Genomic DNA, 14,097 nt, shown 5'->3' with positions numbered 1-14,097 from the left:
TAAAGATTAAAACCGAATACGGTTTATAAGGATGGGTTTATATGGAGACAGTATTAGCGTTTATCATAATTTTCGGCGCTTTAGTATTTTTTCACGAATTGGGGCATTTCCTCTTTGCGAAACGTGCAGGAATACTAGTACGGGAATTTGCGATTGGCATGGGTCCTAAAATTCTTGGCATCACCAAAGGTGAAACCATTTATACGGTTCGGCTGTTGCCGATAGGCGGCTATGTCCGTATGGCAGGGGAAGATTTGGATACGATCCAAATTCAAGCAGGGCACCGGATTGGAGTTTTGCTCAATTCAGAAGGCAAAGCCGAAAAAATCATCATGAATCAGAAAACGATGTATCCGGATATTTTATTGCTTGAAGTCGAAGAAGCAGACTTGGAAAAAGATCTTTATATTAAAGGATACGATGAAGAAGAGAAGTTCGTCCGTATCGAAGTTGCCCGGGATGCGGTAGTCGAAGAAAATGGCAAAGAAACCATTTTGGCGCCATATGACCGCCAATTCGATTCGAAGAGCATCGGACATCGCTTTATGACAATCTTTGCAGGTCCGCTATTTAACTTTATCTTGGCATTCTTCATTTTTTCAGCACTCGGAATGATGCAGGGTATTCCAACAAACGAACCGATCATTACGGAAGTGACTGAAGACAGCCCAGCTGCTGAAGCGGGCATGCAAAACGGTGATTTAGTAACGAATATCGACGGAAAAGCGATTGCGAATTGGGATGAATTAGTAGCAATTGTCCAGGATAATGCAGGAAATCCATTGCCATTCCAAGTAGAGCGCGGCGAAGAGATGCTGAATTTCACAATCACGCCGGAAGTTTCCGAGCAGTCTCCGGAAAAAATCGGAGTGATCGGCGTTTTATACCAAAGCCCATTTGAAAAGGACTTTTTAGGCTCCTTCGTTTATGGAGCGGATCGTACCGTGTTCTGGTTCCAGGAGATTTTCCGCTTGCTTGGGATGCTTGTAACCGGACAATTCACGATTGATGCGTTATCAGGGCCAGTCGGCATTTACAAAACGACAGAAGAAGTAGCGAAATACGGTATTTTCACATTGATGAGCTGGGCAGGGATGCTCAGCATAAACTTAGGGATCATGAACTTGCTTCCGCTGCCGGCATTAGACGGTGGCCGATTGATGTTCTTTATCCTTGAAGCATTGAGAGGAAAGCCGGTAGACCGCCAGAAAGAAGGGATGGTCCATTTTGTCGGGATCATGCTCCTCATGCTATTGATGATCGTGGTTACTTGGAACGATATTCAGAAGTTCTTCTTTTAAAGAGTAAAAATTCATAGTCAGTTGAGGTGTATTTTGGAATGAAACAATCAGCAACTTTTATCCCTACATTAAGAGAAACGCCAGCAGATGCCGATGTGAAATCGCATCAACTATTATTAAGAGCGGGCTTTATCCGCCAAAACACAAGCGGAATCTATTCATTCTTGCCGATGGGCAAGCGAGTTCTGCAAAAAGTGGAAACGATTATCCGCGAAGAGATGGAAGCAGCAAACAGTGTGGAAGTCTTTCTTCCGGCTTTGCAGCAAGCCGAGCTATGGCAGGAAACAGGCCGCTGGTATTCATACGGCGACGAATTGATGAGATTGACTGATCGTAATAACCGTGAATTTGCATTGGGCGCAACCCATGAAGAAGTCATCACAAGTTTATTGCGCGACGAAATCAAGTCCTATAAAAAATTGCCATTGAACCTTTTCCAAATTCAATCAAAATTCCGCGACGAAAAACGTCCGCGCTTCGGTTTGCTTCGCGGCCGTGAATTCTTGATGAAAGATGCGTATTCGTTCCATGCAACGAAAGAAAGCCTTGATGAGACGTATGATGTAATGATGCAGGCTTATACGAATATCTTTACGCGTCTTGGTTTGAATTTCCGTGCAGTGATTGCGGATTCCGGTGCGATCGGCGGGAAAGACAACCATGAATTCATGGTTCTTTCAGAAATCGGAGAAGATACGATTGCTTATTCGGATTCATCGTCTTATGCAGCGAATATCGAAATGGCGGCAGTGAACATGGACTATCCGAAATCGGAAGAAGCTCCGAAAGAAATGGAAAAAGTGCCGACTCCAGACCAGAAAACGATTGCGGAAGTATCAGCTTTCTTAAACACCTCTCCAGAAAAATGCATCAAAACGTTGGTTTTCAAAGCAGATGAAGATTTTGTTGTTGTACTGTCACGCGGCGACCACGAAATCAATGATGTGAAAGTGAAACATGCAACAGGTGCAACGGTCGTCGAAATGGCGACGCCAGAAGAAGTGAAAGAATTGTTGAACTGTGAAATCGGTTCTCTCGGACCGGTCCAATTGCCGGATTCGATTCGTGTGTTTGCAGACAAGGCAGTGAAATCGATTGTAAACGGGATAACTGGAGCGAACGAAGAAGGCTTCCATTACATCAATGTAAATCCAGAAAAAGATTTTGCTGTTGAAGCATATGCAGATCTCCGCTTTGTCCAAGAAGGCGATTTGTCGCCGGACGGCCAAGGCACGATCCGTTTTGCAAAAGGAATTGAAGTGGGTCATATCTTCAAACTGGGAACGCGATACAGTGAAGATATGAAAGCGACATTCTTAAATGACCAAGGCAGAGCGACGCCTTATATTATGGGATGCTACGGCATCGGAGTATCGCGCGTAGTGGCTGCAATTGCTGAACAATTCCAAGACGACAACGGCTTTACTTGGCCGGATGCGGTAGCACCGTATGAAGTCCACCTTGTCCCTGTCAATATGAAGGATGAAACGCAGCGTACGCTTGGGGAAGAATTGCACGAACTGCTGAAGTCGAATCGTTATGAAGTGCTGCTGGATGACCGCAACGAGCGTGCCGGTGTAAAATTTGCAGACGCCGATTTAATCGGTATACCTCTTCGCGTAACGATCGGCAAGAAAGCGGCAGAAGGAATTTTAGAAGTGAAGGATCGCCGTACTGGTGAGACATTCGAGTGGAAACGCGAAGAATTATTGGAACAAGTGCAGCAATTCTTTAAAAAATAATCGTTAAATCTGATATGATTAAAGGAAAGTACAATTGTACTTTCCTTTCTTTATTTTTATCCTAAATAATGAAATTTCAGTTTCTTGAGCGGTTTTTTCGCTAACCGCCTTAAGGCTACGGTTAACAATTAACCAATGAGCAACATGGATTCAGTAAGAACACGATACTGGAAAACATTCCTGAAAGCAGAGGTTTTCCGGGAAATCAGCATATATAAAAGACTCACCTTATAGATCATGGGAATACATTTTGACGAAGGGGATAGTTATGACAAACCAGCAAGATTCAAAGATGCGCTTCAAGCTACTTCTTCAGCATCTCGACCTAATAGAAGATGTACATATGCCATATTTTGAGGAGGCGGAATTGACTCGGATGACCGTCCATAAGAAAGAGCGGACATGGCGGTTTTTGATCAAAGTCAAACAAGTATTGCCGCTTGAATTATTCCTATTATTGAAAGAGCGGCTGCATACAACGTTTTCAAGCATTGCCAGTATCCAATTAACCATTGAAAGTGAAACCGCTAATGCAGACGGTGATTTGGTAATGGAGTACTGGAGATATGTCGTTGAAGAATTTTCCGACATGGCACCGCCTTTACGAGATCAGCTATTGTCTCAAGTTCCGGAATGGAGCGGCTCAAAGCTGATGCTTTGCTGCAGCCATGAGCATGAAATGATGGCATTGAAATCCAAATACACCGAAAAATTGGTTTCCGTATACCAGCAATTCGGTTTTCCACGCATCGGCATCGATTTCCAATTGGCAGAAGGCGATCAGGAAGCTGCTCACCTCGCCTTTATGGAACAGCGTAAAATCGAAGAAGAAGAAATGGCGAAAAAAGCACTCGCCGATATGAAGAAAAGAGAAACGGATCGGGTTGATAACGGAGTGCCTACGGGGCCATTCCAAATGGGTACGGCGATCAAACCGGATGAAACCATTTCAGAGATCAAGTCAATCGTCGATGAAGAACGTCGAGTTACCATCGAAGGCTATGTCTTTGATGTGGAAGTCCGTGAACTTCGAAGCGGCCGTTCGCTATTGACAGTCAAAATGACCGATTATACCGATTCAATCCTTGTGAAGATGTTCTCACGCGACAAGGAAGATGCAGCGTTAATGGCCAGCCTGAAAAAGGGCATGTGGCTGAGAGCACGCGGTTCAATCCAAATGGATACATTCGTGCGCGATTTGGTCATGATGGCACAGGATATGGCAGAAATCAAACCGGATTTCCGGAAAGATACCGCTGAAGAAAAACGTGTGGAATTGCACCTGCATACGCCGATGAGTGCAATGGATGCTGTTTCATCTGTTGATTCCCTGGTGGCGCAAGCGGCTAAATGGGGACATCCTGCAATTGCTATCACGGATCATGCAGGTGTCCAATCTTTCCCGGATGCATACGCAGCAAGCAAAAAGCATGGCATTAAGGCGATTTTCGGGCTGGAAGCCAATCTAGTCGACGATGGTGTGCCGATTGCCTACGAGGAACGCCATGCGCTTTTAGAAGACGAAACCTTTGTGGTCTTTGACTTGGAAACGACAGGTCTCTCGGCTGTTTACGATACAATCATTGAACTCGCGGCTGTAAAGATCAAAGGCGGACAGATTATTGATAAATTCGAGAGCTTCGCCAATCCGCATCATGAATTGTCAGCAACGACCATCGACTTGACCGGCATCACGGATGATATGGTGAAAAATGCACCTGAAGTCGAGGAAGTCATCCGCAATTACCATGAGTGGGCCGGCGATCATATCATGGTTGCCCATAATGCTTCATTTGATATGGGTTTCCTATACGTCAGCTATAAAAAATACGGCATTGATACAAAGCATGCTACAATCGATACTTTGGAACTCGCCCGTATGCTGCATCCCGAATTGAAAAATCACCGGTTGAATACGCTGGCAAAAAAATTCGGCATCGAGTTAACCCAGCATCACCGGGCAATCTACGATACGGAAGCGACATCATATCTACTGACGCATCTGTTGAAAGAAGCTCACCAAAAAGGGATTCTTTATCACGATGAGCTCAATGATTACGTGGGCGGCGGGGATTCTTATAAACGCTCCCGGCCGACGCATTGCACCTTGCTTGCCCAAAATGATGAAGGCTTGAAAAACCTGTTCAAATTAGTATCCGCTTCACATATCGATTATTTCTACCGCGTACCGCGCATCCCGCGTTCTTTGCTGCAGCGCCACCGAAAAGGCCTGCTCGTCGGCTCTGGCTGCGACAAAGGGGAAGTATTTGAAGCGGTTATGCAGAAATCCATGGAAGAAGTAGAGCAGACAGCGAAGTTCTATGATTATTTAGAAGTCCATCCGAAAGAAGTCTACTCACATTTGATCGAACGTGAATTGATCCGGGATGAGTGGAATCTGGAAGATGTCATCCGCAAACTAGTGAAGGTCAGCAAAAAGCTGGAAATTCCGCTCGTTGCAACAGGCAACGTCCATTATTTAAATGAAAACGATGCGATTTTCAGACAAGTATTGATTGGTTCCCAAGGCGGGGCCAATCCGCTGAATCGCCATAAATTGCCGAAAGTCCATTTCCGTACAACCAATGAAATGCTGGATGCTTTTGAATTTCTTGGTGCAGAAACAGCCCATGAAATCGTCGTGGGCAATTCGAATAAAATTGCGGATATGATTGATACGGTCAAACCGATCAAAGATGATTTGTATACACCGAAAATTGAAGGGGCAGATGAAGAAGTCCGTGAATTAAGCTATAATATGGCCCATAAAATCTACGGAGAGAAGCTGCCTGAAATTGTAGAAGCCCGAATTGAAAAAGAGTTGAAATCCATTATCGGACACGGTTTTGCGGTCATCTATTTGATCTCGCATAAACTGGTGAAAAAATCTTTGGATGACGGGTATTTGGTAGGTTCCCGTGGATCGGTCGGATCGTCGCTGGTTGCGACGCTCACGGAGATTACGGAAGTCAATCCATTGCCGCCTCATTATATTTGTTCGAAATGCCAGAAATCGGAATTCTTTGATGACGGTTCCGTCGGATCTGGCTTTGATTTGCCGGACAAACTTTGTCCGGACTGCAACATCCCTTTCCAAAAAGAGGGGCAGGATATCCCATTTGAAACTTTCCTTGGATTTAAAGGGGATAAAGTTCCCGATATCGATTTGAACTTTAGTGGTGACTACCAGGCACGAGCCCACAACTACACAAAAGAATTGTTCGGGGAAGACAATGTATTCCGTGCGGGTACAATTGGTACGGTCGCAGAAAAAACGGCTTACGGTTACGTCCGCGGCTATGCCAATGACCGTGACATGACGCTTCGCGGCGCAGAAATCGATCGGCTCGTCCAAGGGTGTTCAGGCGTTAAGCGAAGTACAGGACAGCACCCAGGCGGGATTATTGTTGTTCCGGACTATATGGATATATACGATTTCTCTCCGATCCAGTTTCCCGCAGATGCACAGGATTCCGAATGGAAAACGACGCATTTCGACTTCCATTCGATCCATGATAATTTGCTGAAGCTTGATATTCTGGGACACGATGATCCGACTGTTATCCGGATGCTGCAAGATTTGTCGGGGATAGATCCAAAAACGATTCCGACAGATGATCCCGAAGTGATGAAAATCTTTTCGGGCGTAGAATCGCTTGGCGTTACCGAAAAGCAAATCGGCTGTAAAACCGGGACGCTCGGCATTCCGGAATTTGGTACGCGTTTCGTTCGCCAAATGCTCGAAGAAACAAAGCCGACGACGTTTTCGGAATTGGTTCAGATTTCCGGACTATCGCATGGGACAGATGTTTGGCTCAGTAATGCACAAGAGCTGATTCAAAACGGGACATGCCAATTATCGGATGTAATTGGCTGCCGGGATGATATTATGGTTTATTTGATTTATCAAGGGCTTGAATCATCGCTCGCTTTTAAAATTATGGAATCGGTCCGTAAAGGTAAAGGGCTGACGCCGGAAATGGAAGAAGCGATGAAAAAAGAAGGCGTGCCGAACTGGTATATTGAATCGTGTAAAAAGATCAAATACATGTTCCCGAAAGCTCACGCTGCAGCTTATGTTTTAATGGCTGTCCGGATCGCTTATTTCAAAGTGCATTTCCCGATCCTTTATTACGCAGCGTACTTCACGGTGCGTGCTGAAGATTTTGATGTCAACGCCATGGCGAAAGGTTCTTCCTCTATCCGCGCACGGGTAGAGGAAATCAATTCAAAAGGCTTAGAGGCATCGACGAAAGAGAAGAACTTGATGACGGTAATGGAACTCGCACTCGAAATGGTGGAACGCGGATTTACTTTCCAGAAAGTCGATTTGTATAAATCGAAAGCGGATGAATTCATCATCGACGGAACTTCCTTGATTCCCCCGTTCAATGCCATTCCAGGACTTGGAACCAATGCGGCCAAATCAATTGTTGCCGCTCGGGAACATGGGACATTCTTATCAAAAGAAGATCTTCAACAGCGGGCGTGTGTCGAAAACCATCATCGAATACATGGACGACCACGGGTGCCTTGAAGGAATGCCTGATGCCAACCAGTTGTCGCTCTTCTAGGCGTTTGCACCATTCCGATAATTATGGTATTATTGTAATAACATTTACTGATAGCTCTGTCGCAGAAGAGTGGGATCTCCCGCTCTTTTCTGTTGTTATGGCATAAATTTGGCAGGAGGCACGTATGAGCAAAATTACAGAACAAATTGAACAACTGGCTTTGCCCATCATCGAAGAACTGAATTTGGAACTCGTTGATGTGGAATTTGTAAAAGAAGGCCGCAGCTGGTTTTTACGGGTGTTTGTAGATAATCCGGAAGCGCCGATTGATATTGAGCAATGTGCAGTGGTCAGCGAAAAATTAAGTGAAATCTTAGATGAAATCGATCCGATCGAGCAAAATTATTTCCTGGAAGTTTCTTCTCCAGGAGCTGAACGTCCGTTGAAAAAAGACAAGGACTTCGATAATGCCCGGGAAAATTCATCTACATTAAAACCTATGAACCGATTGAAGACGCGAAAGAATTTGAAGGATATTTGCTATCGTATAATGAGGAACAAGTAGAAATTGAAATTAAAATCAAAACACGCAGAAAAACAATTGCGATTCCACGGGAAAAAATTGCAGTAATCCGTCTGGCAATTGACTTTTCTGTGAAACCTGATTGAAGAAACTTGGGAGTGAATTGACTAATGGCTAAGAGCAAGAAAACAAGCAAGAACAGCAGCAATGAGCTGCTAGAAGCATTGGATGCTTTGGAAAAGCAAAAAGGGATTTCTAGAGAAGTGCTGATTGAAGCGATTGAAGCTGCTTTAGTAACAGCGTATAAGCGTAATTTCAACCAAGCACAAAACGTTCGTGTAGATTTGAATTTGGGCACCGGTACAATGCTCGTCTATTCGCGCAAAGATGTTATGGAAGAAGTGGAAGATGAACGTCTTCACATTTCGCTTGAAGATGCAAAAGCGATCAATCCAGCTTACGAACTTGGCGATGTTGTAGAGGAAGAAGTGACGCCTCGTGATTTTGGCCGCATTGCTGCCCAAACAGCGAAGCAAGTTGTGACGCAACGCGTGCGCGAAGCGGAACGTGGTTTGATTTTCGAAGAATTCGTTGACCGTGCTGATGATATCGTTAACGGAATTGTAGAGCGGACGGACGCACGCAATCTTTATGTGGGTCTTGGAAAAGTGGAAGCCGTGCTTCCTCAGACTGAACAAATGCCGAATGAGTCTTACCAGCCTCATGACCGCATCAAAGTTTACATCACTAAAGTCGAGCGCACGACACGGGGACCGCAAGTGTTCGTTTCCCGTACACATCCAGGCCTTCTTCGCCGTTTGTTTGAAAACGAAGTTCCGGAAATTTTTGAAGGAATTGTCGAAATCAAATCGATCGCACGCGAAGCGGAGACCGTTCGAAAATCTCTGTTGTCGCACACCGTGAAGACATCGATCCAGTAGGTTCGTGTGTCGGAGCAAAAGGCGCACGCGTTCAAACCATTGTCAATGAACTAAGCGGAGAAAAAATCGATATCGTGGAATGGTCGGAAGAGCCAGTTGTATTTGTTGCGAATGCGCTTAGCCCTTCAAAAGTTCTAGATGTTCAAGTCAATGAAGATGAAAAATCGACAACAGTTGTCGTGCCGGATTACCAGCTTTCACTAGCAATTGGCAAGCGCGGTCAAAACGCACGTTTAGCTGCTAAATTGACGGGTTGGAAAATTGATATCAAGAGTGAAACGGATGCCCGTGAAATGGGAATTTATCCGAATGAAAACTCATCAATCGAGTTGGTCGAATCTGGAGAAGAATTGGACGATTTCGATTTCTACAACGAAGAAGAATAAGAAAGAAAAGGTGATGTCGGTTGGCTCTGCAAAAGAAAATTCCACTTCGGAAGTGTGTAGCTACAGGCGAGATGCATCCTAAAAAAGAAATGATCCGAGTTGTCCGTACAAAAGAAGGCGAAGTGTTTGTCGACTTGACGGGCAAGAAATCAGGCCGGGGCGCGTATGTTTCCAAATCGGAAGATGCAATCGCCTTGGCGCAGAAAAAGAAAGTATTGGACAATCAATTGGAAGTTAAAGTTCCAGCTGAAATTTACGACGAATTAATTCGCGTTGTCCTCAGAGAGCAGTTGAAGAAATAATGAATGATCAAAAAATCCTGCAATTATTAGGATTGGCGACTCGTGCGCGCATGACCACCACTGGTGAGGAAATGGCTGTAAACGAAGTTCGCAATGGAAACGCAAAATTAATCATATTGTCTGAAGATGCTTCAGATAATACGAGTAAGAAATTGCATGACAAATGCAAATCGTATGATGTCGAGATTCGAGTATTCGGAACACGTTTCGAACTTGGACATGCAATCGGCAAAGAAGAACGAGTTGTGATCGCGATCACTGATTCAGGATTTGCTAAAAAACTGATAAGCTTGTTCGATGAAAAAAACCGGGGGTGAGCAGATGACCAAAATTCGAGTACATGAATACGCTAAAAAAGTAGATAAACCGACAAAAGAGATTATTGACCAGTTATCAAAGCTAAATATTGAAGTTGCCAACCATATGGCTACATTAGAGGACAATGCTGTTTCAAAATTGGACGGCATTTATAAGAAATCTGTGCAAGGACAGCAAACGCAAATGCGCCAACAGCACGCTCAAAAAAGTCCGCAAGGCGGACAAGGTTCTCGTCCACAAGGTGGACAAAACAGTTCGCGTCCATCAGGACAGGGTCAATCCCGTCCGGCTGGACAAGGACAAAACCGTCCATCAGGGCAAGGGCAATCCCGTCCAGCTTCACCAAGCCAAGGGCAGTCCCGTTCACAAGGAAATGGCCAACGCCCGGCAGCGCCAGCAAAATCCGGCTCGAACTTTACGCCGAAAGCTGCAAAACCGACTGCGGGTCCAGGACAGCGCAATTCAAACCGTCCAGGCGGCGGTGGAAACCGCAACCGCAATAAAGGAAAGCAGCAGCGTCCAGTAAATCCGATGCCGCCTATGCCTAAGAAAGAAAAAGAATTGCCAGCTAAAATTACGTTCTCTGAATCGTTGACAGTTGGTGAATTAGCGAAAAAATTAGGGCGTGAGCCTTCTGAAATCATTAAAAAATTATTCATGCTTGGAGTTATGGCGACCATCAACCAAGAGCTGGATAAAGATGCAATCGAATTGATCTGTGCAGAATATGAAGTGGAAGTGGAAGAAGAAATCATCGTTGATAAATCTGACTTGGAAGTTTACTTCGAAGCAGAAGATGAAACCTTGAATGAAGAGCGTCCGCCAGTTGTCACAATCATGGGCCACGTTGACCATGGTAAAACAACTTTACTGGATTCAATCCGCCATACAAAAGTGACTGCAGGCGAAGCCGGCGGAATCACACAGCATATCGGTGCATACCAAGTTGTGGAAAATGGCAAGAAAATTACGTTCCTTGATACTCCAGGCCACGCAGCGTTTACAACAATGCGGGCGCGGGAGCGAAAGTGACTGACCTTGCAATTATCGTAGTAGCTGCAGATGATGGAGTAATGCCGCAGACTGTAGAAGCGATCAACCATGCAAAAGCTGCAGAAGTGCCAATCATCATTGCCGTCAATAAAATGGATAAGCCAAGCGCTAACCCTGACCGCGTTATGCAGGAATTGACAGAGCACGGTTTAGTCCCTGAAGCTTGGGGCGGAGATACAATTTTTGTGCCGATTTCTGCTTTAAAAGGCGAAGGAATCGATACACTTTTAGAAATGATCTTGCTTGTTTCTGAAGTAGGGGAATTAAAAGCCAATCCAGCTCGCCGCGCTATCGGTACAGTAATTGAAGCGGAACTTGATAAAGGCCGCGGTTCTGTCGCTACTTTGCTTGTTCAAGATGGTACGTTGAACGTAGGAGATCCGATTGTTGTCGGCAATACTTACGGACGCGTCCGTGCAATGGTCAATGATATTGGCCGCCGCGTAAAAGATGCCGGCCCGTCAACCCCAGTTGAAATTACGGGATTGAACGATGTGCCTCAAGCAGGAGATCGTTTTGTTGTGTTTGAAGATGAGAAAACGGCTCGCCAAGTCGGTGAAACCCGTGCAACTTCTGCGCTTCAAGTGCAGCGTTCTGAAAAAACACGTGTTACCCTCGACAATTTGTTTGACCAGTTGAAACAAGGGGAAATGAAAGAATTGAACCTCATTGTTAAAGCTGACGTTCAAGGTGCAGTTGAAGCGATGGCTGCTTCTCTTATGAAAATCGATGTTGAAGGCGTAAATGTGAAAATCATCCATACTGGCGCTGGTGCGATTACCGAATCCGATATTTCACTCGCAGCTGCTTCAAACGCAATCGTAATCGGATTTAACGTCCGTCCAGATGTAAATGCGAAACGTGCGGCAGAAGCAGAAGGCGTAGATATTCGCTTGCACCGTATCATTTATAAAGTAATTGAAGAAATTGAATTTGCAATGAAAGGCTTGCTTGACCCCGAGTTTGAAGAAAAAGTCATCGGCCAAGCAGAAGTCCGCAGCACGTTCAAAGTTTCTAAAGTCGGAACGATTGCCGGAAGCTATGTAATTGAAGGCAAGATTACACGTGATAGCGGTGTGCGTGTCATTCGTGAAGGAATTGTCGTTTTCGAAGGTGAAATCGATACATTGAAACGATTTAAAGACGATGCTAAAGAAGTAGCTAAAGGCTACGAATGCGGGATCACGATTAAAAACTTTAATGATGTAAAAGAAAATGACATTATTGAAGCCTTCGTAATGGAAGAAATCGAACGTAAATGATCCTCTACATGGAATGTGAATTCTTCATTCCTGTTGCGCATTCATTGAAAGAAAAACGGGCAGTATTAAAAAGCATGCTGACCCGTTCCAAGCAGAAATTCAACGTTTCAGCGGCAGAGATTGACCACCAAAATGTCTGGCAGCGCACGCGCCTGGCCTTTGTCACCGTTTCTTCATCGAAAGAAGTGGCAGATAAAGAAATGGCGCAAGTGCTCTATTATTTGGAAAGCAATCCTGCATGGGAATGTCTTGAAGTTCATCAAGAATATTTGTGAGAACGAGGTGAATAATCAATGACAATGCGCTCAAATCGTGTAGGCGAGCAAATGAAAAAAGAGCTTAGCGATATCATCGGCCGTAAATTGAAAGACCCGAGAATCGGATTTGTTACTGTAACCGATGTTGAAGTAACGGGAGACTTGCAGCAAGCGACCGTATATATCAGTGTGCTAGGTGATGAAAAAACAAAAGAACAGACTTTGCTCGGGCTGTCTAAGTCAAAAGGGTTTATTCGGTCGGAAATTGGCCAACGGATCCGTTTGCGCAAAACGCCTGAACTAGCTTTTGAATTCGATACTTCTGTTGCTTACGGAAATCGGATCGATTCACTTTTGCGTGATATTAAAGAACCAAAAGAAGACCAATAAGGATTTCATTGATTTCCATTGCATTGCAGTAAATCAGTGCAAGTTCAACTTTGCCGGCGGCCGCTTCTTCCATAGAGGATATGGAAGGGTTTGACCGCCTAAGCTTAGTAAAAGCCTGCTGTCTACTATAGATAAGCAGGCTTTTTTTATACATATTGAAAAAGGGGTTGGCAAGTAATGGCTATTAACGGAGTGCTTCCATTATGGAAAGAAAAAGGCATGACGTCACACGATTGCGTCTTCAAATTAAGAAAAATCCTGAAAACAAAAAAAGTAGGACATACAGGAACATTGGATCCTGAAGTCGATGGCGTCTTGCCAATCTGCATCGGCAGAGCCACTAAAGTGGCTGAATACATCACGGATCAAGGCAAAACATATAAAGCGGAAGTGACAATCGGCTTTTCGACAGAAACAGAAGATGCTACCGGAGCGCTCGTAGAATCAGACCCTTCAGATAAGGTTTTGACGCGAAAGCAATTACTTGAAGCACTAGAAGCCTTAACAGGAGAGATTACACAAATTCCACCCATGTATTCTGCTGTGAAAGTGAATGGCAAAAAACTCTATGAATACGCACGTCAAGGCATTCCTGTCGAGCGGCCAAAACGCATCGTCCGCATCGACTCTATTGAACTGCTTGATGAAGATGAGCAGTGGAGCGGCCAAGAGCTGAAATTCTCCATTCGCATCCAATGCGGTAAAGGGACATACATCCGGACTCTGGCAGTTCAGATAGGGGAAAAGCTAGGTTATCCGGCACATATGTCGAAACTTACGCGGACGGCTTCCGGAAAATTTGATGTGAGAGATTGCAAAACACTTGCCGAAGTGGAGGAACTTGCTCAAAATGGAGCTATCGGCACAATTTTGAAACCGTTAAGTTACGGGCTTAGCAACTTTCCGTTTTTTGAAATCGATCCTAAAGATCTTTTTGCAGTTAAAAATGGTCAAGTTCTAAACCGCCATCCGTTAATGGAAGAACATGAATTCCTTGTTTTCACCGTAGGCGGCGAGCCGCTGGCACTTTACAAGCGCCACCCGGAAAAAGCGGACAAAATGAAGCCTGAAAAAATGTTCGGTTATCCGAAGATGGATGAGGTGTAAG

At 44.7% G+C, this 14,097-nt stretch carries 7 protein-coding genes and 4 pseudogenes; all 11 read left to right on the top strand.

Annotated features, from left to right (window positions below; genetic code table 11):
- Window positions 1-41: 41 nt before the first annotated feature.
- The 11 genes and pseudogenes from rseP (at window position 42) to truB (ending at window position 14,096) form a co-directional block, all read left to right on the top strand.
- Complete coding sequence (gene rseP, locus L0M13_RS11075) at window positions 42-1,301, top strand: RIP metalloprotease RseP (protein ID WP_235196566.1); 1,260 nt, start codon at window positions 42-44, stop codon at window positions 1,299-1,301.
- 38 nt (window positions 1,302-1,339) lie between these two features.
- Entirely contained in the window at window positions 1,340-3,043 is a 1,704-nt protein-coding gene (locus L0M13_RS11070) for a proline--tRNA ligase (RefSeq protein WP_235196564.1), read from the top strand.
- Window positions 3,044-3,311: 268 nt separating this feature from the next.
- Window positions 3,312-7,617, top strand: a pseudogene (locus tag L0M13_RS11065) (PolC-type DNA polymerase III).
- Between the two features lie 124 nt (window positions 7,618-7,741).
- Window positions 7,742-8,226 (top strand): annotated as a pseudogene (gene rimP / locus L0M13_RS11060) (ribosome maturation factor RimP).
- A 24-nt stretch (window positions 8,227-8,250) separates the two neighbouring features.
- Window positions 8,251-9,407: pseudogene (nusA, locus tag L0M13_RS11055) on the top strand (transcription termination factor NusA).
- 20 nt (window positions 9,408-9,427) lie between these two features.
- The gene (gene rnpM / locus L0M13_RS11050) at window positions 9,428-9,709 is read left to right on the top strand and encodes an RNase P modulator RnpM (protein ID WP_235196562.1); all 282 of its coding nucleotides are present in this window, start codon (window positions 9,428-9,430) and stop codon (window positions 9,707-9,709) included.
- A complete protein-coding gene (locus L0M13_RS11045) occupies window positions 9,709-10,026 on the top strand; it encodes a YlxQ family RNA-binding protein (protein WP_235196561.1) in 318 nt (105 codons plus the stop codon). Before rnpM ends, L0M13_RS11045 begins: the two co-directional genes overlap by 1 nt.
- Before the next feature lie 4 nt (window positions 10,027-10,030).
- Window positions 10,031-12,342, top strand: a pseudogene (infB, locus tag L0M13_RS11040) (translation initiation factor IF-2).
- Window positions 12,339-12,617 carry a DUF503 domain-containing protein gene (locus tag L0M13_RS11035; RefSeq protein WP_235196560.1) on the top strand — a complete coding sequence of 93 codons (279 nt, stop codon included), beginning with the start codon at window positions 12,339-12,341 and terminating at the stop codon, window positions 12,615-12,617. Before infB ends, L0M13_RS11035 begins: the two are co-directional and overlap by 4 nt.
- Window positions 12,618-12,635: 18 nt before the next feature.
- Window positions 12,636-12,989 carry a 30S ribosome-binding factor RbfA gene (gene rbfA, locus L0M13_RS11030; protein ID WP_235196559.1) on the top strand — a complete coding sequence of 118 codons (354 nt, stop codon included), beginning with the start codon at window positions 12,636-12,638 and terminating at the stop codon, window positions 12,987-12,989.
- Between the two features lie 177 nt (window positions 12,990-13,166).
- Window positions 13,167-14,096, top strand: a complete 930-nt coding sequence (gene truB, locus L0M13_RS11025) for a tRNA pseudouridine(55) synthase TruB (protein ID WP_311195557.1) — start codon at window positions 13,167-13,169, stop codon at window positions 14,094-14,096.
- The last annotated feature ends 1 nt before the right edge of the window (window position 14,097 follow it).

The sequence above is a fragment of the Planococcus sp. 107-1 genome, assembly GCF_021513255.1.
Taxonomy (GTDB): Bacteria; Bacillota; Bacilli; order Bacillales_A; family Planococcaceae; genus Planococcus.
This window is presented reverse-complemented; position numbering and strand designations above follow the sequence as displayed.

Coding starts and splice junctions, on each gene's coding strand:
- L0M13_RS11045 (WP_235196561.1), top strand. CDS start 9,709: ATGAATGATCAAAAAATCCTGCAATTATTAGGATTGGCGACTCGTGCG.
- rbfA (WP_235196559.1), top strand. CDS start 12,636: ATGACAATGCGCTCAAATCGTGTAGGCGAGCAAATGAAAAAAGAGCTT.
- rseP (WP_235196566.1), top strand. CDS start 42: ATGGAGACAGTATTAGCGTTTATCATAATTTTCGGCGCTTTAGTATTT.
- L0M13_RS11035 (WP_235196560.1), top strand. CDS start 12,339: ATGATCCTCTACATGGAATGTGAATTCTTCATTCCTGTTGCGCATTCA.
- L0M13_RS11070 (WP_235196564.1), top strand. CDS start 1,340: ATGAAACAATCAGCAACTTTTATCCCTACATTAAGAGAAACGCCAGCA.
- truB (WP_311195557.1), top strand. CDS start 13,167: ATGGCTATTAACGGAGTGCTTCCATTATGGAAAGAAAAAGGCATGACG.